Below are 24559 nucleotides of genomic sequence, written 5' to 3' on the forward strand. Positions count from 1 at the left end.
CGTGGGGATACCGCCGAACGGGCGATCAGTGCGCATATGTCCCAGAATGGGGGTGCCGCGTGACGTTCCGACGGACGACGATCAAGGGTAGGGATCATGGACCTGGAGATCGAGCTCCGGGTGGACGGTACCGAGCACCGCCTCACCGTCGACACCCGTACGACGCTGCTGGACGCCCTGCGCGAGCGGCTGGGGAACACCAGCCCCAAGAAGGGCTGCGACCACGGACAGTGCGGCGCCTGCACCTTGCTGCTGGGCGGCCGCCGCATCCTGGGCTGCCTCGCTCTGGCCGTCGCCCACCAGGGCGCCGACATCGTCACCTCGGCGGGGCTCGCCGACGGTGAGCTGCATCCGCTCCAGCGGTCGTTCATCGCCCATGACGCCTTCCAGTGCGGCTACTGCACACCGGGTCAGATCGTCTCGGCCGCCGGGATGCTGCGGGAGGCCCGGGAGGGCTGGCCCAGCGCCGTGAGCAAGGATCCGGGCGCCGTCGACGTGGTGCTCGACGACGAGGAGATCGCCGAGCGGATGAGCGGCAATCTGTGCCGCTGCGCCGCGTACGCGAACATCGTCCCGGCGATCGCGGAGGTGGCGCACCGATGAGGCCCTTTCGCTACGAGCGCGCCGATGAGGTGTCGGCGGCCGTCACCACCCTGGTCCGGGAGCCCGAGGCCGCCTATCTGGCCGGGGGCACCAATCTGGTCGATCTGATGCGGCTCGAGGTGATGACCCCCGAGGTGCTGATCGACGTACGGCGGCTCACCTCCGACCGGATCGAGGAGCTGCCCGACGGGGGCCTGCGGATCGGCGCGGCGGTGACGGGCAGCGATCTGGCCGCCGACCTCCGGGTCAGGCGGCGCTATCCGGTGCTCTCCCAGGCGCTGCTCTCCGGCGCCTCCGGCCAGCTGCGCAACCTCGCCACCACCGGCGGGAATCTGCTTCAGCGCACCCGCTGCCCGTACTTCCAGAACGTCACCACCCCCTGCAACAAGCGCGCCCCGGGCTCGGGCTGCTCGGCCCTGGAGGGCTATCAGCGCGATATGGCGATCCTGGGCGCCTCCCCCGCCTGTGTGGCCACCCACCCCTCCGACATGGCCGTCGCGCTGGCCGCGCTGGACGCGGTGGTGACGGTGGCCGGCCCGGACGCCGAGCGGCGGATCCCGCTGACCGAACTGCACCGGCTGCCGGACACCACCCCCGAGCGGGACACCGTCCTGGAGCGCGGTGAGCTGATCACCGGGGTGGAGCTGCCACCCCCGCACGGCGCGGCCCGCTCCCGCTACCGCAAGGTGCGCGACCGCGCCTCGTACGCCTTCGCGCTGGTCTCGGTCGCCGTCGCGCTGGAGGTCGCCGACGGGTCGGTACGGGACGTCCGCATCGCGCTGGGCGGGGTGGCGCACAAGCCCTGGCGGGCCGCGACGGCCGAGGCTGTGCTGCGCGGCGCGCCCGCGACCCGGGAGAGCTTCATGGACGCGGCCGCGGCCGAACTGTCCGCGGCGCGGCCGCTGCCGGGCAACGCCTTCAAGGTTCCACTCGCCCGCAACACGATGGTCAGCACCCTGCTGGAGCTGCTGGAGGAGGCGCGATGAGCGACGTCACGGCCCGTCCCCGCGCCGTCGGCCTGCCGATGGACCGTATCGACGGCGAGCAGAAGGTCACCGGCACCGCCACCTACGCCTATGAATGGCCCCTCGACCAGCCCGTCTATCTGTTTCCGCTCCAGTCCACGATCGCCGTCGGGCGGATCACCGGAGTGGACGGCGCGCTCGCGGAGGCGGAGCCGGGGGTGCTGGCCGTGCTCAGCCATCTCAACGCCCCCACGCTGACCCGGCCGGACGATCCGGAGCTCGCGGTCCTCCAGTCCGACGAGGTCGCCTGGCGCGGCCAGTTCATCGGGGCGGTGGTCGCCGAGAGCCTGGAGACCGCGCGCCGCGCGGCGGGGCTCGTCCGCGTCGACTACGAGAGCCGGCCGCCCGATGTGATGCTGCGCGCCGACCGCGACGACCTCTACTCCCCCGTGCACGCCGCCGCCTTCGGCACGGGCGGCGGAGAGCTCCAGGACGGCTCGCCCGCCGACAGCGTGCTGGGGGATGTGGAGACGGCGCTGGCGGCGTCGCCGACCATGGTGGACGCCACGTACTCCACGCCGATGTACCACAACAATCCGATGGAGCCGCACACCGCCGTCGTCACCTGGTCCGACGGTGAGCTGGTCGTGCGCTGCTCCAGCCAGGGCGTCACCATGAGCCGGGCCCTGATCTCCGGGGTGCTGGGTCTTGAGCCGGCGCGGGTGCGGGTGGTCTCGCCGCATGTGGGCGGCGCGTTCGGCTCGAAGGTCTATCCGCATTCGTACGCCGTCCTCGCCGCGATGGCGGCCCGGATCGTCCGGCGCCCGGTCAAGTTCACCCTCACCCGGCAGCAGATGTTCGCCCTGGTCGGCTACCGCCCGGCGTCGATCCAGCGGATCCGGCTGGCCGCCGGCCGGGACGGCAGGCTCACCGCGATCGCCCACGATGTGATCGAGCAGACCGCCAAGGCCAAGGGGTACGCGGAGCAGGTGGGCGTCTGCTCCCGGATGATGTACGCGGCGCCGCACCGGCGCACCACCCACCGGCTGGCCCCGCTGGATGTCCCGGTGCCGACGATCATGCGGGCGCCGGGCGAGGCGCAGGGGATGTACGCGCTGGAGTCGGCGCTGGACGAGATGGCGATCGCCTGCGGTCTCGACCCGGTGGAGTTCCGGATCCGCAATGAGCCGGAGGTGCATCCGGAGTCCGGACTGCCGTTCTCCAGCTGCCATCTGACGGAGTGTCTGCGCGAGGGCGCCCGCCGGGCCGGCTGGGACCGCCGCGACCCGGCCCCCCGGTCGCGGCGCGAGGGGCGCTGGCTGGTGGGCACCGGCGTGGCCTGCTCGACGTACCCCTCCCCCCGCTACCCCGGGAACGCGGCCACGATCCGGATCGGCCCGGACGGCCGCTACACGGTGCGGATCGCCGCCGCCGACATGGGCACCGGCACCTGGACGGCGCTCACCCAGATCGCCGCGGACGCGCTGAGCGTCCCGGTCGGGCAGGTGGAGATGCGGATCGGGGACTCGGCGCTGCCGGCCGCGTCGGTCGCCGGGTTCTCGGCGGGCATCAACAGCTGGGGCACCGCGATCTGGGAGGCGGCGGACCGGCTGCGGGCCCGGCTGCGGGCCGAGCACGACGGTATCGCGCCGCCGGAAGGGCTGGAGGTCACCGCGGAGCTGCCCGGCGGCAACCCGGAGGCCGAGCGCTATGCGATGCACAGCTTCGGCGCCCAGTTCGCCGAGGTGCGGATCGACGAGGACACCGGTGAGGTGCGGGTGGCGCGGCTGCTGGGGATGTTCGACGTGGGCCGGGTCATCAACCCCAAGACGGCCCGCTCCCAGCTGATCGGCGGGATGACCCAGGGGATGTCGATGGCGCTGTTCGAACACAGCGTGCTCGACCCGCGGTTCGGCCATGTGGTCAACCACGACTTCGCCCAGTACCACATCGCCTCCCACGCCGATGTCCACGCGGTCGAGGCCCACTGGCTGGACCAGCCCGACCCGTTCACCAACCCCATGGGGGCCAAGGGCCTCGGTGAGGTGGGCATCGTGGGCACCGCCGCGGCCATCGCCAACGCCGTGCACCACGCCACCGGTGTCCGGATCCGTGAACTGCCCATCACCCTCGACAAGCTGGTGTCGTAGCCATGCCCCCGCCACCGACCCTGGTGACCGGCGCCGCGGGCGGTGTCGGGGCCGTGGGCCGGACCGTGGTGGAGGAGCTGCGCCGCCGTGAACTGCCGGTGCGCGCCATGGTCCACCGCGAGGACGAGCGGGCCGACGCCCTGCGCGCGACGGGCGCGGAGGTGGTGGTGGGCGATCTGACCCGGGCCCCGGATGTGGTCCGCGCGCTGGACGGCTGCGGGCGGATGTACTTCGGCATGAGCGTATCGGCGAAGTACCTGGAGGCCACGGTCACGACGGCGGCGGCCGCGCGCGAGTACGCGCGGCTGGACGCGCTGGTCAATATGTCGCAGATGACGGTCTCCCAGATGGACCTGACCAGCACCTCGGAATCGACCCAGCAGCGGCAGCACTGGCTGGCCGAACAGGCGCTCAACTGGTCGGGGCTCCCGGTCACCCACATCCGGCCCACCATCTTCATGGAGAACCCGATGTTCCAGGTCTTCGCCTACGCCTCGATCGCGGAGGAGGGCACGATCCGGCTGCCGTTCGGCGCCGCGCGCACCAATCCGGTCGCGGCGCGGGACGTGGCCGCGGTGGTGACGGAGATCCTGGTGGACCCCACCTCGCACATCGGCAGGATCTACCACCTGACCGGCCCGGCCTCCGTCGGCATGACCACCATGGCGCAGGAGTTCGCGGACGCGCTCGGCCGGCCGGTCAGCTATGTGGACGTCTCCTACGAAGCCTGGGTCAACCACGATCTGCGAGCGCTCGGCCTGCCCGACCACCTCTTCGACCATCTCGCCACGATGGCGCGGCTGCATGCGCGGAACCGCTACGACCGCATGACCGACGACATCGAAACGATCACGGGACGGCCCCCGACCGGGGTGGGTGAGTTCGTCCGCGAGCATCCCGGGATGTTCACGGCACAGAGCGTCTGACGGGAACGAAGCGGCCGGTCAGGAGCGTGAGGCGGTCGGAGGCCCGCCCCGGTCCGAGTCCGCCGCGACAGCCGCCGAGGCAGCCGCCGGGACCGCGGCGGCCGCGCCGGTCGGGACCGGCGCGCGGCCGGGCTCAACCGGCCCAGGCGCCGCTCCCGGCGGTTTCGCGTACGTAGTCGGCGAAGTCCCGGGGCGCGCGGCCCAGGACGCGCTGGACGCCGTCCGCCAGATGCGCGTTGCGCCCGTCCAGCAGGGTCGCGAACAGATCGGTCAGAAACGCCCCCAGCTCGTCCGGAAGCCCCTGGTCGCGCACCAGCGCGGCGCCGTACTCCCCGGCCGAGACCGGCACATAGCGCACCGCGCGGCCCGTCGCCCCGGCGATCTCCGCGGCCGCCTCGGCGAAGGTCAGCAGCCTCGGCCCGGTGAGCTCGTGGACCCGGCCCGCGTGTCCGTCCCCGGTCAGCGCCGCGACCGCGACCTCGGCGATGTCATCGGCGTCCACGAAGGGCTCCTTGACGTCCCCGGCCGGGAAGACGATCTCGCCGTCGAGCACACCGCTGCGCAGAACGCCCTCGTCGAAGTTCTGACAGAACCAACTCGCCCGCAACACGGTCCACTCCACACCCGGCACCCGCACCGCCCCCTCGGCGGGCAGCGCCGCCTCCGCGCCCCGGGCGGAGAGCAGCACCAGCCGCCGGGTGCCGTACTCGGCCGCCCGTTCGGCGAAGGCGTGGAGGGTGGTGGCGGCGCCCGGGTCGCAGACGTCGGGGTAGTAGGCGATATACGCCGCGGCGGCCCCGTCCAGCGCGGGCCCCCAGGTGCGCCGGTCCTCCCAGTCGAACGGCGTTCCGCCGGACCGGGAGCCGATCCGTACCGGGTGTCCGGCCCGGACCAGCCGGTCCGCGACCCGGCGGCCGGTCTTGCCGGTGCCGCCGAGCACCAGGACGGCCCGGCGGCCCGTGGGCCGCGTTTCCGCGTGCCGAGTTTCCTTGGGCTGTGCGTCCGTGGGCTGTGCGTCGGGGTGCTGTGTTTCCGGGTGCTGTGTCGTCATACGGCCAGTCAACTCGCGAGCGGTGAGACGGGCCATGGCCGAGAGGCTCGGCCGCATACGTGAGCGTCTACGCTGTGCGCCATGGACGCGCTGGTGAGTCTGCTGGACGGCCCGCGGGCCCGGGGGGCCTTTCTGCTGCGGGTCGTGATGGAGCCGCCCGTGGCCGGGCTCGCCGCCGAGACGGGTGTCTCGCGCGCGGCGCTGGCCCGGCGCTTCACCGAGCTGGTGGGCGAGCCGCCCATGGCGTATCTGACCGGCTGGCGGCTGGCGCTCGCGGCGGATCTGCTCCGGGATCCGGAGCACACCCTGGCGGCGGTGGCCCGGCTCGGCTACGGCAGCGCGTTCGCCCTCAGCGCCGCCTTCAAGCGCGAGCGCGGCCTCAGCCCACGGGCACACCGCGAGGTGACACCACGACACTGAGCACGGCCCTGGCCCACAAAGCGGCTGACGCCCGTGACCCGGGGCGCCTCAGCCCGCGGGCACACCACGAGGTGACACCACGACACCGAGCACGGCTGACCCACAAAGCGGCTGACGCCCCGCAGCCCAGGGGCCCCTCAGCCCGCGGGCACACCACGAGATAGCACCACGACACTGAGCACGGCTGACCCACAAAGCGACTGACGCCCCGCAGCCCAGGGGCCCCTCAGCCCGCGGGCGCGCCGCGCCGCGGCATGCGCCGGCCGGCGGACGGCACCCGCAGGCAGCCGTCCGGGCCGCAGGTGGTGGTGCGGTCGTAGAGGTCCATCAGACGGCGGGCGGCGCGGGCGATGTCGTAGCGGTCGAGGGCGTCCGGGACCGGGAAGCGCAGGGGGCCCGCGGCGGCCTGGTGGCGCAGGGCGGCGGCGAGGGCGGCCGGGCCGGGGGCGATGCGACGGGCGCCGGGGGCGGCACCGGCCGGGAGTTCGTCGAGGGCGGGGCAGACGGTGTGCAGCACCGGCAGCCCGGCCGCGATCCCCTCCAGCGCCGCGAGGCCGCACGCCTCCTCGGCGGACGGCGAGACCAGGACGTCCATGGCGGCCAGCAGTCCGGGCAGCCCCGCGGGCCGGTCGTCGGCCGGGGCCACCGCGCCGTCGCGCTCCCCCAGCAGCCGCACCCGGTCGGCCACGCCGAGCCGGGTGGCCAGATCCTCCAGGGCGGGGCGCGCCGGGCCCTCGCCGACCAGCAGCAGCCGGGCGTCCGGCACCTCGGCGACGGCCCGCACCGCCGTGTCGAACCGCTTGTCCGCCACCAGCCGGCCGACCCCGCCGACCACGAAGGCCCGGTCGGGGATGCCGAGGCGGGCGCGGGCGGCCGCTCTGGCGGTCGGCTCGAAGCGGAAGTGGCGGGCGTCGATCCCGTTGGGCACCAGATGGATCCGGGGGTTGGGCACCCCCCAGTCGCGCAGCCGGTCGGCGACGGCGGCCGAGACGGCGACGGTCGCCGAGCCCAGCCGCTCGGCGGCGAGATAGCGGGTGCGGAGCGCGGAGGTGAGGAGACGGCCGTCGATCTTCCGCTCGCCCAGCCCGTGTTCGGTGGCGATCACCGCCCGCACCCCCGCCAGCCGGGCGGCGATCCGGCCGAGCACACAGGCCCGGTACAGATGGGTGTGCACCAGGTCGTAGCCGCCGGACCGGATGATCCGCACGAGCCTGGGCACCGCGGCGAGCTGCCGCTCGCGCCCGCCCCCCAGGGGCAGATGGGTGACCGGGATGCCGTCCGCGCGGATGCCGTGCGCGGTGGCGCCGGGGCCCGAGAGGGCGATGACGTCACAGCGCACCGGCAAATGGCGCAGCAGCAGCCTCAGTTGCTGTTCGGCTCCTCCGGCCCCGAGGCGGGAGATGATGTGCAGGACTCTCATCGGGCGACTGCGCCCCATCCTCCGTATTCCGATGGGCTTCGATCGCTGCCGACCCTGCCAGACGGCGGGATGTAAATCACGTAAGACGCGCGCCGATAGGCCGTCGGGGTGGATACCTTACGGGCTGTCGACAAGGGCGCGCCGAATATCCGATGTGCGCGCTCATGACCCATGGGATTGTTACCTTCTCATCTCGCGCGATGACCTGAAGAATATGGCCCGTATGGGTCATCGTGGCGCGACATTCGGTTCGAGCCAGCCCCGCGGGAGTGCCCAGATGCCTGCACCGACCCCCGTCAGAGATTCCCCCCGGAAATCCACCGCACGCGCCGTAGCCGGGCCGCCGCCCGCGCGTACCGCGTCGGATTCTCGCGTTCCGCACCACCCCTCCGCCCCGGTGTACGAATACCGGCGGTACAGCGAGCTGGCGGGCCCGCTGACCAACGCTCCGACCGGCCGCCCCTACCGGGTGCGCTGCCGGAGCCTGCTGGCGCAGGAGCCGCACCGGTTCCGTGCCGCGCTGCTGCTGTGCGCGGCGCCGGTGTGCTCGGCGTTGCTGTTGCTGTGGCTGCTGCACCCCGGCCACTGGGTGGAGCGCGACTACGCGCCCTGGTGGCAGCGGGCCGCGGACGTCGCGATGCTGGTCTCGATCGCGCTGATCGAGGGGTTCCGCCTGTTCACGGTGGTCTCCAACGCCCATGCCACGCTGGTGGCGCGGGACCCGGTGCCGGTGGTGCCCGAGCCGGGGACGCGGGTGGCGTTCCTGACCAGCTTCGTGCCCGGCAAGGAGCCGATCGCGATGGTCCGGGCCACGCTGGAGGGGGCCGTGCGGATCCGGCACACCGGGCCGCTGGACGTATGGCTGCTCGACGAGGGGGACGACGACGAGGTCAAGGCGCTGTGCGCACGGCTGGGCGTACGGCACTTCTCCCGCAAGGGCATCGAGAAGTGGAATCAGCCGAAGGGCGCTTTCCGGGCGCGGACCAAGCACGGGAATTACAACGCCTGGCTGGACGCCCATGGCGATGCGTATGAATTCATGGCGTGTGTGGACACCGACCATGTGCCGCTGCCCAACTTCCTGGAGCGCATGCTGGGTTACTTCCGGGATCCGGATATCGCCTTCGTCGTGGGCCCGCAGGTCTACGGGAATTACGACACCCCGGTGACCAAGGCCGCCGAAAGCCAGCAGTTCCTTTTCCACGCACTGATCCAGCGGGCCGGAAACGCATATGGCGGCCCGATGTTCGTGGGCACCAACAACGCGGTGCGGATCAGCGCGCTGCGCTCGATCGGCGGGCTGTACGACTCGATCACCGAGGACATGGCCACCGGTTTCGAGCTGCACCGCCGCCGCAACCCCGGGACCGGGAAGAAGTGGCGCTCGGTCTACACCCCCGATGTGCTCGCGGTCGGCGAGGGCCCGAGCACCTGGACGGACTTCTTCACCCAGCAGATGCGGTGGAGCCGCGGTACCTACGAGACCGTGCTGAAGCAGTTCTGGAAGGGCCCGTTCACGCTGTCGCCGGGCAAGCTGCTCAACTACTCGCTGATGATCGCGTACTACCCGATGACCGCGGTCAACTGGCTTCTCTCCGCGCTGTCGTGCGCGCTGTTCCTGGTGCTGGGCGCCGCCGGGGTCCACATCCCTGCCGAGATGTGGATGATGCTCTACAGCGACGCGGCGATGCTCCAGATCGGCCTCTACATCTGGAACCGGCGGCACAACGTCTCCCCGCATGAGCCGGAGGGCTCCGGCGGGCTGGCCGGGATGCTGCTCTCGGCGCTGTCCGCCCCGATCTACGCCAAGTCGCTGTGCGACGCGGTGCTGCGGCGCACCAGCCGGTTCGTGGTCACCCCCAAGGGCGACTCCTCCAGCCCGGACCGGCTCTCCACGTTCCGCATCCATCTGCTGTGGGCGGTGGTCTTCGGCGCCTCGCTGGTCGGCTCGTTCTTCCTCGGTCACACCCATGCGGTGATGCGGACCTGGGCGGTGCTCGCCCTCGCGCTGTGCCTGTCCCCGGTGGTGATCTGGTCGGTGGGGCTGTTGCGCCGCGACCGGAAGCGCCCGGCGCGCGGCACGGTGCCGACGGCGCGCGACGCGGCCAGCCCCTGTGGGACACGGAAGGGGAAGAACAAGGAGCAGGACAAGGAGAAGGCCCCGGTCTGCGCGCTGTGACCGGCGGCGGGCACTTCCGGCGGAGCGCTCAGTGGCGGCGGTGGGCGTTGCGGGCCAGGTCCAGGGCGTACTCGGTCCACCAGCGGCCCGCCGGAGGGCCGCCGTTGCAGGTTCCATCGGACTCCCCGGGCCGTTTGATCCACAGATAGGCGTCCACGAGGGGGTCTCCGGTGTTGGTGCTGGGCGGCTCGCCCAGCGCCCGCCCCGGGGGGTTGCACCAGGAGTCGCGGGCCCGGATGCCGTGCCGGGCCGCGCCACGGACCCGTAGCGGGCCCTTGCCGTTGCGGCTGGTGTCGATGACGAAGTGGGCCCGGTCGAGGGCGGCGGAGAGCCGGTGGCCGTAGCGCTCGGCGAGCCGGGTCGGCTGGAAGTTGGAGACGTTCAGCGCGAAGCCGTCGGCCTGCTCGATACCGGCCTCGCGCAGCGGTTTCACCAGCCGGTGGGGGTTCTTGATCCAGCCCGGGTTCCCCGCGTCCACATACACCCGGACATGGGGCAGCGCGGCGAACATGGCCACCGCGTCGCGCAGCAACGCCAGCCGGGCGGTGCGCAGCCTGCCCGGGACACAGCCGTCGACGAGCTGGGCCACCGCGTCGGGTTCCAGGACGACGATCGCCTCTCGACCGCCGATGCCCAGGGTGATCTGCTCGATCCACCGCCGGTATGCCGCGGGGTTCCTCGCTCCGCCCGCCGAGTAGCGCCCACAGTCGCGGTACGGGATGTGATAGGCGACCAGGACCGGGGTGGACCCGGTCCGCGCCGCGGATTCGGTGATGTGGCGGACCCGCTCCCGGGGCGGCGCGGGGCCGAGCCACTCCGCGACCGGCTGCCGGGCGATCCGCCGGATGAGCTCGGCGTCGCCGTTCTTCCCCCGCTCCTGCCGCTCATGGGCCTGCCGGGCGGCCGGGCTGTCCGGGTTCACCCAGAGCCCGCCCCGCCGCAGCGGGGACTCGAACATGCGGCATCCACTCAGCGGAAGCATCATCACGAGGCATACGGCGGCATGCGACCAAAGCCGCATACCGCTCTTTCTTGCACCTTTCTCTCGCATGTGACGAATCATGGCACCGGGTGTCAGCGGTTCAGCGGACGCGGCGTTCGTGGCCACCGATTTGGTGCTCCGCGTCCGCGTGGCCGTTCCCGGGACCGTCCCCATGGCCGTCCCCGACGAGGTCCTCGTCCGGGCGCCACAGCGGATGCTCACGGGCCGCCCACTCCCGCTCGACCCGGCCCGTGCGCATCCCGCGCCGGGCCTCCGGATCGGCGAACGCCTTGCCGATATGGCCGATCAGCACGGCGACGACGGCCAGCGCCAGCCAGTCGTGGACGAAGGTGGCGCTGGTGCGCCACACCAGCGGGGCCAGCCCGGTGAACCACATCAGCAGCCCGGTGCCCGCCATCACCAGCACCGCGCCCGCGATATAACTCGCGTACAGCTTCTGCCCGGCGTTGAACTTCCCCGCCGGGCGCTCCTGCCGGCGGTGATCGCGCCGCAGCGCCGCCCGCAGCCAAACGCGGTCATGCGGGCCGAAGCGATTGATGCGGGTGAGATCGGCGCGGAAGGCGCGGGAGACGAGCCCGAGCAGGGCCGGTACGGGGGTCAGGATGCCGGTCCACTCATGGATGGTGACGACGAGCGCGCGACGGCCGACGAGTTCGGCGAGCGCGGGCAGATAGAGACAGCCCGCGCTGAACACGCACAGGCCCAGCAGCAGGGCCGTGGTGCGGTGGACCCAGCGCTCGGCGGGGCTGAACCGCGGCACCCGTGACCCGTCCCGGCCCCCGGCCCGCGGCCGAGGCGGCACCGTGCGCTCAGGCGGTGGGGTCATCGTCGCGTCCGTTCGACCTGCCGACCCAGGCGTCGACGTCATAGCCCCGCTCCTCCCAGTAGCCGGGCCGCACCTCATCGGTGACGGTGATACCGGACAGCCATTTCGCCGACTTGTAGAAGTACATCGGCGCCACATACAGCCGCACCGGCCCGCCGTGGGAGTGCCCGATCGGCTTGTCCTTCAGCTTCAGCGCGACCAGGACGTCCGACCGCCGCGCCTGGTCGAGCGTCAGGCTCTCGCTGTACGCGCCGTCGAAGCAGGTGAAGCGGACGGCCTTGCCGCGCGGGCTCACCCCGGCGGCGTCGAGCAGCGTCGACAGCCGCACCCCCTCGAACGGGGTCTCGGGCACCCGCCAGCCGGTGACGCACTGGACATCGCGGACGAGACGGGTCTGCGGCAGCGCGCGCAGATCGGCGAGGCGGTACGCGGCGGGCTTGTCGACGAGTCCGTCGACGGTGAGGCGGTAGGAGCTGTCGTCCTTGTGGGGCACGGAGGAGGTGACGGAGTAGTAGCGGAACCCGCCGCCGTTGGGGAGGAGTCCGGTCACCCCCGTCGGGTCCTTGTCGGCCACCGCGCCCAGCGCGGTCTCCAGCCCGCTCTGGAGCCAGGGGGTCGCGGCCATCGCGCCCGCGCCGAGCCCGAGCATGCCGAGGACGAGGCGCCGGCCGACGGGGGTGCCCTCGCCGTCGGGTCCGGCACCGGTGTTGGGGTTCATGGGTCGATAAGAGCACCGGGCGGGGGTGGTGCGCCATCCTCTGCCTGGATTCGTCAGACTTCGGTAAGACTCCGGGGCCGGGGGTCGGGGCGGCATCGCATGGCACTGAATGGCACTGAATGGCACTGAATGGCGCCACCCAACGCCAACCCTCGGCACCATGTAGCGCCACCGGGTGCCACATGGTGCCACTCCGGGCCCACAAAAGCGCGTGAGCACGCATGGCATCACCATGAGCCAGGCCGCCCTCCACGCGTTTCCGCAGGTAGAGCGGCCACGCCTGGGGCCACCCCACATTAGGCGCCATTCAGGCTTGCGAGTGGCGCCATTATGGTGCCATGATGACGTCATGGACCTCACCCCGTATGTCGACACCCTCCGCCGCGAACTCGCGGTGGCCGCCGAGGCCGGTGGCGAAGAAGCCCGCGAGCTGGCCGAGCGGCTCACCGCTCCCCTGGAGTCGGCGACCCGGCTGACCATGCTCAACGTGCTCTCCGCCGCGATGGACGAGATCACCCGTGAACTCGCCCCCGGCTCGGTCGACGTACGGCTGCGCGGACTCGACCCCGACTTCGTGGTGACACCGCCGCCCGGCGACGGCGGCGCCCCCGCGGAGCCGGCCGCGCCCGCCGAACCCTTCAGGACCCCGGCCCCGGCCGACGGCGACGAGGGCGGCACCGCCCGCGTCAACCTGCGGCTGCCGGCCCATCTCAAGGCCCGCGCCGAGGAGGCCGCGACCCGCGAGGGCCTGTCGGTCAACGCCTGGCTGGTACGGGCCGTGTCGGCCGCGGTCGACGGCGGGCCCCGGCCGCGTACGCCGGAGAAGGCCCGGAGCGTCGGACAGAGCTTCACGGGCTGGGTGCGCTAGCGCCCCCGCCCGCACCACGTCACCCACACCACTTCCACTTCATCCACACCACGCCCCACCAGCGGGGACGCCCCACAGACTCAAGAGGACGGGACAGCCATGCCTTCTTTCGACACTCCTGAACCGATCTCGGTCACCGCACGCGTGGAGGCCGGTTCCATCCAGTTCACCGCGGGCGACCGCCTCGACACCGTCGTCGAGGTGCGGCCCCGCGACCCGAAGAAGGACCTGGACGTGCGGGCGGCCGACCAGACCGAGGTCACCTACGCGGGCGGTGCCCTGACCGTCCGGACGCCCAAGTCCAATCTGTTCGGCCGCACCGGCACCGTCGATGTGACCGTCGAACTGCCCACGGGCTCGAACGTCGACCTGACCGGCGCCTGGACCCAGGTGCTCGGCGAGGGCCGGCTCGGCGAGGTCCGGGTGAAGACCTCGTCCGGCGACGCCCGCCTCGACACGACCGGCCCGCTGAAACTGACCGCGTCGCACGGCTCGATCACCGTGGACCGGGTGGAGGGCGCCGCCGAGATCACCACCAGCTCCGGCAGCCTGCGCGTGGGCTTCGCCGACGGCCCCGCCGTCCTGAAGAACTCGCACGGCACCACGACCGTCGGCGCCGCGACCGGTGAGCTGCGGGTGAGCGGCGCCAACGGCGACATCGACATCCAGCGCGCCGAGGACTCGGTCACCGCCACCACCGCCCACGGCACCCTGCGCGTGGCCGAAGTGGCCCGTGGCACCATCCAGCTGGAGACCTCCTACGGCGCCATCGAGGTCGGCATCCGCCAGTCCACGGCCGCCTGGCTCGACGTCAGCTCGGGCTCCGGTCAGGTGCGCAACACGCTCACCGCCTCCGACACCCCGGAGGAGACCGAGGAGACCGTCAAGGTCCGCGCCCGCACCCGCTTCGGCAACATCGACATCCGCCGCGCCAAGGTCTGAGCGCCACCCTCCTCAATCGGCCCCATCCCCCGCTCACTTCAGCCTTCGAACGGAGGGCTCCATGCCTTCTTCTGTCATGCCCACATCCAGTCCGGCCGGTCAGCCGTCACCGGCCGCCATCTCCGCGGTCGGCCTGCGCAAGTCGTACGGCGACAAGACCGTCCTCGACGGCATCGATCTGCGTATCCCGGCCGGGTCGGTGTTCGCGCTGCTCGGGCCCAACGGCGCCGGCAAGACCACCGCCGTGAAGATCCTTTCCACGCTCATCACCGCCGACGGCGGGCAGGCCCAGGTCGCGGGCCATGACGTCGCCACCTCCCCGGACGGGGTACGGGCCGCGATCGGTGTCACCGGACAGTTCTCCGCCGTCGACGGGCTGATCACCGGCGAGGAGAACATGCTCCTCATGGCGGACCTGCACCATCTGCCCAAACGGGAGGGACGGCGGGTCGCCGCCGAACTGCTGGAGCGGTTCGACCTCGTCGACGCCGCCGGGAAGCCCGCCCAGAGCTACTCCGGCGGTATGAAGCGCCGCCTGGACATCGCCATGACCCTCGTCGGCAACCCGCGGATCATCTTCCTCGACGAGCCGACCACCGGCCTCGACCCGCGCAGCCGTCACAACATGTGGCAGATCATCCGCGAACTCGTCTCCGGCGGCGTCACCGTCTTCCTCACCACCCAGTACCTGGACGAGGCCGATGAACTCGCCGACCGGATCGCGGTGCTGAACAACGGCAAGATCGCCGCCCAGGGCACCGCCGAGGAGCTCAAGCGGCTCATCCCCGGCGGACATGTACGACTCCGCTTCGCCGACCCGTCCGCGTACCGGAGCGCCGCCACCGCGCTGCGCGAGATCACTCGCGACGACGAGGCGCTGTCGCTACAGATCCCCAGCGACGGCAGCCAGCGTGAGCTGCGCTCCATCCTCGACTGGCTGGACTCGGCCGGTATCGAGGCCGATGAGCTCACCGTGCACACCCCCGACCTCGACGATGTGTTCTTCGCCCTGACCGGCTCCGCCGTACCCACCCAGCCGAACCAGCCGAACCAGCCGAACCAGCCCAAGGAGGCTGCCCGATGAGCGCTCCCGTGGCTCCCGCCCGCCCGACCCGGCTCTCCCTCGCCGTACGCGACTCCTCCACGATGCTGCGGCGCAACCTCCTGCACGCGCGGCGCTACCCGTCCCTGACCCTGAATCTGCTGCTGACGCCGGTCATGCTGTTGCTGCTGTTCGTCTACGTCTTCGGCGATGTGATGAGCGCGGGCATCGGCGGTGGCGGCGCCGATCGCTCCGAGTACATCGCGTATCTCGTCCCCGGCATCCTGCTGATGACCATCGGCAGCACCCTGGTCGGCACCGCGGTGTCCGTCTCCAACGACATGACCGAGGGCATCATCGCCCGCTTCCGCACCATGGCGATCCACCGCGGTTCCGTGCTCATCGGACATGTCATCGGCAGCGTGGTGCAGGCGGTCATGAGCGTGGTTCTCGTCGGTGCCGTCGCCGTGGCCATCGGCTTCCGCTCCACGGATGCCTCGGTCCTGGAGTGGATCGCGGCGTTCGGGCTGCTCACGCTGTTCGCCCTGGCGTTCACCTGGATCGCGGTCGGGATGGGCATGATCAGCCCGAGCGCGGAGGCGGCCAGCAACAACGCGTTGCCGCTGGTCTTCCTGCCGCTCATCTCCAGCGCCTTCGTCCCGGTCGACGCCATGCCGGGGTGGTTCCAGCCGATCGCCGAATACCAGCCGTTCACACCGACCATCGAGACCCTGCGCGGACTGCTGCTCGGCACCGGGATCGGTCACAACGGATGGCTCACCGTCGTGTGGTGCCTGGTCCTGGCGGCGCTCGGCTACCGCTGGTCGAAGGCGGTGTTCAACCGCGACCCGAAGTGATGCGCGGACTGCCTGCCACCGCTCGTCCCGCCCGAGGGCGGCGCACTCCGACACCGCGTCGGCGTGCGCCGCCCCGTCGGCGTTCTCCCGTGCCGTCGGCGTTCTCCCGTGCCGGGGTTCACGCGCCGGGGGTTCACGCCACCGCGTCGGGAGGTTTGACGCCACCAGGTCTACGCCACCGGGGTCACGCCACCGCCTCGGCCGCCGCGCGGCCCGCCGTACGGCCCGAGAAGAGGCAGCCGCCCAGGAAGGTGCCCTCCAGGGAGCGGTAGCCGTGCACTCCCCCGCCGCCGAAGCCCGCCGCCTCCCCGGCCGCGTAGACGCCGGGCAGCGGTTCACCGCCCTCGGTCAGGACGCGGGAGGAGAGGTCCGTCTCCAGGCCGCCGAGCGACTTGCGGGTCAGGATGTGCAGGCGCACGGCGATCAGCGGACCCGCCTTGGGGTCGAGGACGCGGTGCGGGGCGGCGGTGCGGACCAGCCGGTCGCCCAGGTACTTACGGGTGCCGCGCAGGGCGGTGACCTGGAGGTCCTTGGTGTAGGGGTTGGCGATCTCACGGTCCCGGGCGACGATCTCCCGCCGCAGTTCGGCCTCGTCGATGAGCGGCTCCTTGGTGAGTTCGTTCATCCGCCGGACCAGCGCCGGGAGCGACCGCTCCACGATGAAGTCCGCACCGTGGTCCATGAACGCCTGGACCGGGCCCGGGACCCCGTCCCGCGCGCGGCCGATCACATCGCGGACGCTCTTACCGGTGAGGTCCGGGTTCTGCTCGGAGCCGGAGAGCGCGAACTCCTTCTCGATGATCTTCCGGGTGAGCACGAACCAGGTGTAGTCGTAGCCGGTCCGCATGATGTGCTCGAGCGTGCCGAGGGTGTCGAAACCGGGGAACAGCGGCACCGGCAACCGCTTGCCGCGCGCGTCGAACCACAGGGAGGACGGGCCGGGCAGGATGCGGATGCCGTGCCGGGGCCAGATGGGGTTCCAGTTCTCGATGCCCTCGGTGTAGTGCCACATCCGGTCGCGGTTGATGATGCGGCCGCCGGCCCCCTCGGTGATGCCGAGCATCAGACCGTCCACATGGGCCGGGACCCCGGAGATCATCCGCTCGGGCGGGGAGCCGAGCCGCTCGGGCCAGTTGGCGCGGACGAGGTCGTGGTTGCCGCCGATACCGCCGGAGGTGATGATCACGGCCTGGGCGCGCAGTTCGAAGGCGCCGGTAGCCTCGCGGCCGCTGCTGGCGCCGCGCTCGACACCGCTGGGCTCCAGGATGTCGCCGGTGACGGTGTCGACCGTGCCCGCGCTGCGGGACAGCCCGGTCACCCGGTGCCGGAAGCGCAGGTCGACCAGGCCGCGGGCGGCCGCCTCCCGCACCCGCCGCTCGAAGGGGGCGACGACGCCGGGGCCGGTGCCCCAGGTGATGTGGAAGCGGGGCACGGAGTTGCCGTGTCCGGTCGCGTCGTAGCCGCCGCGCTCGGCCCAGCCGACGAGCGGGAACAGCCGCAGCCCCTGGGCGTGCAGCCAGGACCGCTTCTCGCCCGCCGCGAAGTCCACGTACGCCTCGGCCCAGCGGCGCGGCCAGTGGTCCTCCTCGCGGTCGAACCCGGCCGTGCCCAGCCAGTCCTGCCAGGCGAGTTCATGGCTGTCGCGGATGCGCAGACGGCGCTGCTCGGGTGAGTCGACGAGGAAGAGACCGCCGAAGGACCAGTGGGCCTGGCCGCCGAGCGACTGCTCGGGCTCCTGGTCGAGCAGGATCACCTTGCGGCCGGCGTCGGCCAGTTCGGCGGTGGCCGCGAGGCCCGCGAGCCCCGCGCCGACCACGATCACATCCGCGTCGTACGCCATGGTGTGGTGTCCCGTTCTCGTGAGCCCGCCGACGCCCGACGGCGGTGTGCCGACGGCGTCATGACCGCGATCATGCCTACCGGCCAGTACGGCGTCAACCCGCGGCATGGGAGCGGTTTCGGACCGCTTCCGGACCGCCAACTGCCCCCGCGAAACCTCGGCGTAGAAAAAAGGTCACAATCGTTCACCGAGATTGGACACGGTTGGGCCAACAGTGCATCATCATCGACCATGGCTGACCGCTCCGTTGAGCATTCAGGGCCTGGGGATTCAGGGTCGGCGCCCGAGGTGGAACGTCGCGTGGTGAACCCGACGCTCGTCACCCCCGGCCCGCAGCCCCTCGAAGCCGGGCCGCCCGCGGACGAGACGCAGGTGCTCCGCGGTGAGGTGATCGGGCCTCGGCACGCCCGCCGCCATCCGCCGGACAACCGGCGCAAGGCGGCCGCCGGAGCGATTCTGCTGTCGGCCACCGGAGCCGCCACCGCGCTCTTCATGCTCATGGGCAAGGACTCCGGGCAGGCGACGGCCGCCTCCGGACCCGACAGCTCGTCGGCCGCTCCGGACGAGCCGGAGAGCCAGGCCGTCGCGTATGCCGAGGCGGCGGTGGGCGACACCCCGCTGCGCGGTGCGCGCGCCGAGGAGCCCGAGCCACAGCCGCCCGCCGCGGCCCGGCCGACGGCCCAGGCCCCGACGCGGTCCGCCACCCAGGACCGGCCCCGGGCCCCGTCGTCCACCAACGGCCGCTCCGCCTCGTCCTGGCAGCGGGACCTGTCGTCCCGGGGGCCGGGGCAGTACGACGACTGGCAGGACGCGGTGGAGGCGTTCGACCGCTGGGCCGAGGAACAGGCGAAGCAGCGCGCCGAGGAGGGCGGCTCCGGGCCGTACGGACCGGGGCAGGGGCAAGGCCAGGGCCAGGGGCACGGTTACGGGAACGGCGGCGGGAACGGCTACGGCGGCGGCTATGGCGGTGGAAACGGCTATGGCGGCGGCTACGGGGGCGGACACGGCGGTGGGCACGGAGGCGGTTACGGCGGTGGCTACGGGGGTGGCTACGGGCGCTGATCGCGTCCGCGATCTGCTTGTATGGCGGTATGCCTGATCAGGAGCCGCTTTCCGCCGACGAACTGCTGGACATCGTGGACGCGCGGGACCGCGTCATGGGCCAGGCCCGGCGCGGCGACGCCATGGCCCACCGACTCCGGCACCGCTGCGTCTTCATCCAGGCGCGGGACGCCCAGGGCCGGATCTTCGTCCATCGCCGCACCGCCGGGAAGCTGGTCTTCCCGTCGCTGTACGACATGTTCGTGGGCGGGGTCGTCGGCGCGGGCGAGGGCTACGACGGGGCGGCGCTGCGCGAGGCGGAGGAGGAGCTGGGCGTGCGGGGGCTGCCCGCGCCCGTACCGCTGTTCTCGTTCCTCTACGAGGGGCCCGAGCACACCTCGTGGTGCCGGGTCTACGAGGTCCGCTGCGAACCGCCGGTCGATCCGCAGGCCGAGGAGGTCGCCTGGCACACCTTCCTCACCGAGGAGGAGCTGACCCGGCGGCTGCCCGAATGGGAGTGGGTGCCGGACGGGTGGGAGGCGTACCGGCGGCTGGTGGAGTGGCGCCGTGAGAGGGTCGAAGCGTGAGCGAACCCTCCCCCTCCGGCCCCTCGGAGCCCTCCCGGCCCGCCGAGCCGCGTGGTGACGGCCGCACCTCGGCCGTCGCGGACCTGCGGCTGTGGTTCGCGCCCGAACGGATGCGGGCCGAGGGCAGCACCCCCGACTACCGCTTCTCGCTCGCCAACGAACGGACCTTCCTGGCCTGGCTGCGCACCGCGATGGCGCTGGTGGGCGGCGGCTTCGCGGTCGACCAGTTCCTCCCGGAGACCGGCCGGCCGCTACGGCTCGCGCTGGCGCTCACGCTGCTGGCGGGCGGCGCGGTGTGCGCCCTGCGGGCCATCAGCCACTGGGTCCGCTGCGAACGGGCCATGCGGCGCGGCGAGGACCTGCCGATGTCCCGCTTCCCGGTGGCGCTGGGGCTCGCGGTCGGGGTGGTGGCGCTGCTGATGGTGATCGTGGCCGCCTTCGGGTGGGGCGGGTGAGCCGGGAGGTGTGAGGCGATGCCGGTAGGGAATGGGACCCACGGATCGCGAACGCGGGACCCCGGGCTCCAGCCCGAGCGGACGCGGCTGGCCTGGCGGCGTACGACGCTGGCGTGTGCGGTGGCCGCGTCGCTCGCGGGGCGCCAGGCGCTGTACACCGGCATCGAACCGGGCTCGCTCGTGGTCCTGGCCCTGGTGGTGCTGGTCTGGCTGGCCTTCCTGGCGCTGGCCCACCGCCGCATCCGGGCCATGCGCGCGTCCCGGCCGCCCGCCCTGTCCCCGCGGGCGGCCGCGGCCGCGGTGGCCTGCACCCTCGCCTTGGCCGTCCTGGGCGCGGCGACGCTTCGCTGAGACGGCTTGGGACGGGGGCGGCCTCGTCTGGGACCGGGGCGGTCTGGCCTGGGGCCGGGGCGGTCCGGCCTGAGGCAGGGGCGGTCCGGCCTGAGGCAGGGGCGGTCCGGCCTGAGGCAGGGGGGGTCTGGCCTGAGGCCGGGGGCGTGCGCGGCCCGGAGGCGCCTGCGGCGAGCCGAGCCCCCACCCCGCCCCTTCCCGAAACAAGGGGCTCCGCCCCTTGCACCCCATGGGGCTCCGCCCCACACCCCGGGGCTGAGCCACCCGCCGCCGTCCCACCAGCGGCACCGTGCGCCCTGCGGTCAGGCGTACCGTCCCGAGGGGACGAGGGCATACCTTCGGTCGGCGGCCAGGCGGCCAGGCGGCCAACCGGGGGCCGGGGCGAAGCCCCACGGGGGCAAGGGGCGGGATAGGGGACTCCACCGCCGGAAGCGCACCCGACCCCGCACCCCAGGGCCCCGCACGGCAGCGCCGTGCGCCGCGCGGTCGGGCGTGCCGTTCCGAGGAGGCGAGGGCATGCCTTCGGTCGGCGGCCAGGCGGCCAACCGGGGGCCGGGGCGAAGCCCCACGGGGGCAAGGGGCGGGGCCCCTTGGTTCGGGGAGGGGCGGGGTGGGGGACATTCCGGGCGCGGGCCTTGGGGGTCAGTCCACCGTGATGGCGATCTTGCCCCTCCCGTGCCCCTCCATGCTGAGCCGCTGCGCGTCCGCCGTCTTCTGGAGGGGGAAGACCGCGGAGACCTCGACGCCGAGGGCGCCGCGTTCGGCGAGGTCGGTGAGGTCCTGGAGGTCGTCGGGGTCGGGGCGGACGAAGACGTAGCGGCCGCCGAGGCCGAGGACGGCGGGGTCGGCGATGGAGGCCAGGCGGCCGTCGGGGGCGAGGAGTTCGGAGGAGGTGGCGAGCGCGTCGCCGCCGACAAGGTCGAGCACGGCGTCCACGCCGTTCGGGGCGAGGGCGCGGACCCGGTCGGCGAGCCCCTCCCCGTACGTGGCCGGCTCGGCCCCCAGCGCGCGCAGATACTCATGGTTGCGCTCGCTCGCCGTGCCGATCACCCGCGCCCCCATGTGCCGCGCCAACTGGACCGCCATCGAGCCGACCCCGCCCGCCGCCGCGTGCACCAGCACGGTGTCGCCCTCACCGACCTTCAGCGCCCGTACCAGCGACTGATAGGCCGTCAGACCCGCCAGCGGGATGCCCGCGGCCTGTGTGAAGGAGAGGTTCCGGGGTTTGCGGGCGAGGGTGCGGATGGGGGCGGCCACGTATTCGGCGCAGGTGCCCCGGGAGAGAAAGTCCTCCCGTACGTACCCGATCACCTCGTCGCCGGGCTGGAACTCCGTCACCGCCGCGCCCGGCCGCTCCACGACCCCGGAGACGTCCCAGCCGGGGATGACCGGGAAGACCGCGTCCAGGACCGGTTCGAGGTATCCGGCCTGCGCCTTCCAGTCGACGGGGTTCACGGTGGCGGCCTTGACCCTGATCAGGACGGCGTCGGGGCCGACCTTGGGCTTCGGCCGCTCCCCGTACTCCAGGATCTCGGGGCCGCCGTAGCGGCGGTAGCTGATGGCCTTCATGTGGCGCTCCTCGCGGTTCTCGCGGTTCTCGCGGCGTTCGCGGAGCTCGCGGTGTTCGCGGTGTTCGCGGATCTCACGGGTTTCGCAGATCTCGCGGCTCTCGCGTTCGCGTCGGTCCCGGGCGTGTTCTCGCCCGCTCCTCCTCTTCGACGCTCCTGCTCCGCCACCGCCACCGCAAATCCGCACCGCCCCGGCCGTACAGCCCAGCCGTACAGCCCGGCCGCACCGCCCCAGCCGCACCCGCCCCGGCAGCGCCCGCCCCAGCCGCTACGCCGAACCCTGCGCCGCCAGCGGCGGCAGCGCGGCGCGCGGTTCCATCCCGCCGAACCAGAAGCCGAGCAGAAACGCCACGGTGGACTCCAGCAGGCGGGCCCGCTCCAGGCCGCCGCCGTCCAGCGGTGCACAGCCCATGTCGCGGACCAGGGCCCGTACGACCTCCAGGGCCTCCTCGTCGTCCCCGCACAGCGGAACCGCCAGCGGGCCGTCGGCGAAGACCGGCGGGGTCATCCGCCACACCGCGTCCGCGCAGTGGCAGAACCCCTTCACGACCCGCGCCCCGACGGCCCGCGCGGCGATCCGCTCGGCCATGCCCGGTCCGCCGTCGGTGGCGAGGGTGAAGCGTCCGGGGACGATCGCGTTGGTGCAGTCGATCAGCGCCCGGCCGCTCAGCGTCCCCTCGGCCGCACCCGCCGCCTCCAGAGCCGCCTCGACGCCCTCGTACGCCACCGCCAACAGCGTCACCTCGCCGAATCCTGCGGCCTCGCGCAGGCTCCCCGCCCGTGCGCCGTGGCCGATCCGCGCGGCCAGTGCCTGCGCCTTCGGCCGCGAGCGGCCGCCGATGAACAGTTCGTGCCCCGCCCGTGCCCACTGGGTCCCCAGCGCGTCGGCCATCCGGCCCGTGCCCAGCACTCCGATCCGCATCGCGGTCTCCTCACCCTCGCCCGTCTCGCCTGCCGTGTTCGCCAGTCGCGTTCGCCGGTCGTTCTCGTCCGGCGCCGGGCAGCGACACTAGGAAGTCCGTCGCACACCGCGAGGTGTGCGACGGATGGGCTAGGACGGCGGCCAGGAGGTCATCAGTGAGCGAACCGGCGACGACATCGCGCCCCACCGCCCCGGACGGGTTCATCGCCGACTGCCGGGCGCGGCTGGGCTTCGATCTGCTGGCCCGTACCTGGACCGCCGTCGTGATCTTCGGGCTGCGGGAGGGGCCGCGCCGCCCGGGAGAGCTGCGCGCGGCCATCGGCGGCATCAGCGCCAAGGTCCTCAACGACACCCTGCGCGGGCTGGAGGACGACGGGCTGGTGGAGCGGCGCCGGTACGCGGAGGCGCCGCCCCGGGTCGAGTACGGGCTGACCGCGCTCGGGAAGACCCTGCTGGGGCCGATCGAGGCGCTCGGTGCCTGGTCGGTGGAGTACGCGGACGCGGTGGTCGAGGCCCAGGAGCGGGCCGAGCGGCGGCGCGGGCGGTAGTCCCGGCCCGCCGTGCCACGCGGCCCACGCGACCCCGCGTCGGCCGCGCGGCCGATGCGCCCGATACGGCCGATACGCCTGATACGCCCGGTGCGGCCAATGCGCCCGTGCACCCGTGCACCCGGGCGGCCTCCGGCCCCCGAGAGCCAAGGCCCACTGGACTACATACCGACTGGTCGGCATCATGTGGCAGGACGGTCCGCCGTTCCCCGCACCAGTACCGAGGAAAGAAACCCAGGAAGAGGTTCGATGAACGCAGGCAATCCCCCAGGGCTCGACCTCGAGCGGCTCCGCGCCCACCTCGACCGCGAACGCGCAGGACTGGTGCGCGGGCCGCTGAGCGCCAAGCTGATCGAAGGCGGCCGCTCGAATCTCACCTACACCGTCACCGACGGCGCCTCCCGCTGGGTGGTCCGCCGGCCGCCGCTGGGCCATGTGCTCGCCACCGCCCATGACATGGCGCGGGAGCACCGGGTGATCAGCGCCCTGCACCCGACGGCCGTGCCGGTGCCGGAGCCGGTGCTGCTGTGCGAGGACGAGTCGGTCATCGGATCGCCCTTCTACGTCATGGAGTTCGTCGAGGGCACCCCGTACCGCACCGCCGAACAGCTCACCGGCATCGGCCCGGAGCGCACCCGGGAGGTGGTCCTCTCCCTCGTGGACACGCTGGTGACGCTGCACTCCGTCGATCCGGCCGAGGTCGGGCTCGGCGACTTCGGGCGCCCGGAGGGGTTCCTGGAGCGGCAGTTGCGCCGCTGGGGCAAGCAGCTGGCGGCCTCGCGCAACCGTGAGCTGCCCGGGATCGAGGAGCTGCACACCCGGCTGGGCAAGGCGCTGCCCGCCTCCCCCACGCCCACCGTCGTACACGGCGACTACCGCCTCGACAACGTCCTGGTGAACGCCGACGACAGGATCACGGCGATCCTCGACTGGGAGATGTCCACGCTCGGCGATCCGCTGACCGACCTCGGCCTGATCGTGATGTACAGCGGTCATCCGAATCTCGCCGACTCCCCCATCTCCTCCACCCAGGGCGCCCCCGGCCACCCGGCCACGGACGAGCTGATCCAGCGCTATGCCGAGGGCTCGGGGCGCGATGTCGGCGGCGTCTCCTGGTACACCGCCTTCGCCTACTTCAAGCTGGCGGTGATCCTCGAGGGCATCCACTACCGCTTCACCCTCGGCCAGACCGTCGGCGCGGGCTTCGACCGCATCGGCGACATCGCCCCCGCCTTCATCGAACACGGCCTCACCACCCTCAAGGAGAGCTGATCCCG

General features: G+C 72.7%; 23 protein-coding genes and 1 pseudogene. 16 read left to right on the forward strand and 8 right to left on the reverse strand.

The window, feature by feature from the left end; translation table 11 throughout:
* The first annotated feature begins 96 nt into the window (after positions 1–96).
* The 4 genes from NQU54_RS21650 to NQU54_RS21665 are packed head-to-tail and all read left to right on the forward strand — an operon-like array spanning position 97 to position 4644.
* On the forward strand, positions 97–603 hold the full coding sequence (locus NQU54_RS21650; protein WP_069868985.1) for a (2Fe-2S)-binding protein: 507 nt from the start codon (positions 97–99) through the stop codon (positions 601–603).
* Complete coding sequence (locus NQU54_RS21655) at positions 600–1589, forward strand: FAD binding domain-containing protein (RefSeq protein ID WP_257632500.1); 990 nt, start codon at positions 600–602, stop codon at positions 1587–1589. The genes NQU54_RS21650 and NQU54_RS21655 overlap by 4 nt, the downstream gene beginning before the upstream one ends.
* Positions 1586–3718, forward strand: coding sequence for a xanthine dehydrogenase family protein molybdopterin-binding subunit (locus NQU54_RS21660; RefSeq protein ID WP_257632501.1), 2133 nt, complete (start codon positions 1586–1588; stop codon positions 3716–3718). The genes NQU54_RS21655 and NQU54_RS21660 overlap by 4 nt, the downstream gene beginning before the upstream one ends.
* Positions 3719–3720: 2 nt before the next feature.
* The gene (locus tag NQU54_RS21665; RefSeq protein ID WP_257632502.1) at positions 3721–4644 is read left to right on the forward strand and encodes an NAD(P)H-binding protein; all 924 of its coding nucleotides are present in this window, start codon (positions 3721–3723) and stop codon (positions 4642–4644) included.
* Positions 4645–4777: 133 nt separating this feature from the next.
* Here NQU54_RS21665 and NQU54_RS21670 read toward each other — a convergent pair whose 3' ends face one another.
* Positions 4778–5695, reverse strand: a complete 918-nt coding sequence (locus NQU54_RS21670) for a Rossmann-fold NAD(P)-binding domain-containing protein (protein ID WP_257632503.1) — start codon at positions 5693–5695, stop codon at positions 4778–4780.
* Positions 5696–5851: 156 nt separating this feature from the next.
* Here NQU54_RS21670 and NQU54_RS21675 point away from each other — a divergent pair.
* Positions 5852–6115, forward strand: a pseudogene (locus NQU54_RS21675) (helix-turn-helix transcriptional regulator); the annotation flags it as partial.
* 226 nt (positions 6116–6341) lie between these two features.
* Here the strand turns inward: NQU54_RS21675 and NQU54_RS21680 are convergent.
* On the reverse strand, positions 6342–7535 hold the full coding sequence (locus NQU54_RS21680) for a glycosyltransferase (protein ID WP_257632504.1): 1194 nt from the start codon (positions 7533–7535) through the stop codon (positions 6342–6344).
* A 277-nt stretch (positions 7536–7812) separates the two neighbouring features.
* Between NQU54_RS21680 and NQU54_RS21685 the strand changes: the two genes are divergently transcribed.
* Positions 7813–9714, forward strand: coding sequence for a glycosyltransferase family 2 protein (locus NQU54_RS21685; RefSeq protein WP_257632505.1), 1902 nt, complete (start codon positions 7813–7815; stop codon positions 9712–9714).
* A gap of 28 nt (positions 9715–9742) precedes the next feature.
* Here the strand turns inward: NQU54_RS21685 and NQU54_RS21690 are convergent, their stop codons facing one another.
* From NQU54_RS21690 to NQU54_RS21700, 3 genes are read right to left on the reverse strand one after another with little or no spacing between them, the layout of a single operon-like run.
* Positions 9743–10765 carry a glycoside hydrolase family 6 protein gene (locus NQU54_RS21690; protein WP_372505980.1) on the reverse strand — a complete coding sequence of 341 codons (1023 nt, stop codon included), beginning with the start codon at positions 10763–10765 and terminating at the stop codon, positions 9743–9745.
* A gap of 31 nt (positions 10766–10796) precedes the next feature.
* Positions 10797–11543, reverse strand: a complete 747-nt coding sequence (locus tag NQU54_RS21695) for a cytochrome b/b6 domain-containing protein (protein WP_257632507.1) — start codon at positions 11541–11543, stop codon at positions 10797–10799.
* Complete coding sequence (locus NQU54_RS21700) at positions 11527–12261, reverse strand: molybdopterin-dependent oxidoreductase (protein WP_257632508.1); 735 nt, start codon at positions 12259–12261, stop codon at positions 11527–11529. The genes NQU54_RS21695 and NQU54_RS21700 overlap by 17 nt, the downstream gene beginning before the upstream one ends.
* A gap of 349 nt (positions 12262–12610) precedes the next feature.
* On the opposite strand from NQU54_RS21700, the gene NQU54_RS21705 reads away from it, so the two are divergent.
* From NQU54_RS21705 to NQU54_RS21720, 4 genes are all read left to right on the forward strand, one after another.
* The gene (locus NQU54_RS21705) at positions 12611–13129 is read left to right on the forward strand and encodes a toxin-antitoxin system HicB family antitoxin (protein ID WP_257632509.1); all 519 of its coding nucleotides are present in this window, start codon (positions 12611–12613) and stop codon (positions 13127–13129) included.
* Positions 13130–13228: 99 nt separating this feature from the next.
* Positions 13229–14071: a DUF4097 family beta strand repeat-containing protein gene (locus NQU54_RS21710; protein ID WP_257632510.1), complete on the forward strand. Its 843-nt coding sequence runs from the start codon at positions 13229–13231 to the stop codon at positions 14069–14071.
* Between the two features lie 61 nt (positions 14072–14132).
* Positions 14133–15155: an ATP-binding cassette domain-containing protein gene (locus NQU54_RS21715; protein WP_257632511.1), complete on the forward strand. Its 1023-nt coding sequence runs from the start codon at positions 14133–14135 to the stop codon at positions 15153–15155.
* Positions 15152–15970: an ABC transporter permease gene (locus NQU54_RS21720; protein WP_257632512.1), complete on the forward strand. Its 819-nt coding sequence runs from the start codon at positions 15152–15154 to the stop codon at positions 15968–15970. The genes NQU54_RS21715 and NQU54_RS21720 overlap by 4 nt, the downstream gene beginning before the upstream one ends.
* 184 nt (positions 15971–16154) lie before the next feature.
* Here NQU54_RS21720 and NQU54_RS21725 read toward each other — a convergent pair whose 3' ends face one another.
* On the reverse strand, positions 16155–17810 hold the full coding sequence (locus NQU54_RS21725) for an FAD-binding dehydrogenase (protein WP_257632546.1): 1656 nt from the start codon (positions 17808–17810) through the stop codon (positions 16155–16157).
* Between the two features lie 300 nt (positions 17811–18110).
* On the opposite strand from NQU54_RS21725, the gene NQU54_RS21730 reads away from it, so the two are divergent.
* From NQU54_RS21730 to NQU54_RS21745, 4 genes are all read left to right on the forward strand, one after another.
* Positions 18111–18872 (forward strand): hypothetical protein, encoded by a 762-nt coding sequence (locus tag NQU54_RS21730; RefSeq protein ID WP_257632513.1) that lies wholly within the window; start codon positions 18111–18113, stop codon positions 18870–18872.
* A gap of 29 nt (positions 18873–18901) precedes the next feature.
* Entirely contained in the window at positions 18902–19438 is a 537-nt protein-coding gene (locus NQU54_RS21735; protein WP_093707196.1) for an NUDIX domain-containing protein, read from the forward strand.
* Between the two features lie 110 nt (positions 19439–19548).
* Entirely contained in the window at positions 19549–19893 is a 345-nt protein-coding gene (locus NQU54_RS21740) for a YidH family protein (protein WP_069869112.1), read from the forward strand.
* An 18-nt stretch (positions 19894–19911) separates the two neighbouring features.
* Positions 19912–20244 (forward strand): DUF202 domain-containing protein, encoded by a 333-nt coding sequence (locus tag NQU54_RS21745; RefSeq protein WP_257632514.1) that lies wholly within the window; start codon positions 19912–19914, stop codon positions 20242–20244.
* A 642-nt stretch (positions 20245–20886) separates the two neighbouring features.
* On the opposite strand, the gene NQU54_RS21750 is transcribed toward NQU54_RS21745, so the two are convergent.
* Positions 20887–21813 (reverse strand): NADP-dependent oxidoreductase, encoded by a 927-nt coding sequence (locus NQU54_RS21750; RefSeq protein WP_257632515.1) that lies wholly within the window; start codon positions 21811–21813, stop codon positions 20887–20889.
* 267 nt (positions 21814–22080) lie between these two features.
* The gene (locus tag NQU54_RS21755; RefSeq protein ID WP_257632516.1) at positions 22081–22734 is read right to left on the reverse strand and encodes an NADPH-dependent F420 reductase; all 654 of its coding nucleotides are present in this window, start codon (positions 22732–22734) and stop codon (positions 22081–22083) included.
* 155 nt (positions 22735–22889) lie between these two features.
* Here NQU54_RS21755 and NQU54_RS21760 point away from each other — a divergent pair, with 155 nt between their 5' ends.
* Both NQU54_RS21760 and NQU54_RS21765 read left to right on the forward strand, forming a co-directional pair.
* Complete coding sequence (locus tag NQU54_RS21760; protein ID WP_069868968.1) at positions 22890–23282, forward strand: winged helix-turn-helix transcriptional regulator; 393 nt, start codon at positions 22890–22892, stop codon at positions 23280–23282.
* A gap of 249 nt (positions 23283–23531) precedes the next feature.
* On the forward strand, positions 23532–24554 hold the full coding sequence (locus NQU54_RS21765; RefSeq protein WP_257632517.1) for a phosphotransferase family protein: 1023 nt from the start codon (positions 23532–23534) through the stop codon (positions 24552–24554).
* Positions 24555–24559 lie beyond the last annotated feature (5 nt).

This window comes from Streptomyces malaysiensis subsp. samsunensis (assembly GCF_024519315.1).
Classification (GTDB): domain Bacteria; phylum Actinomycetota; class Actinomycetes; order Streptomycetales; family Streptomycetaceae; genus Streptomyces; species Streptomyces malaysiensis.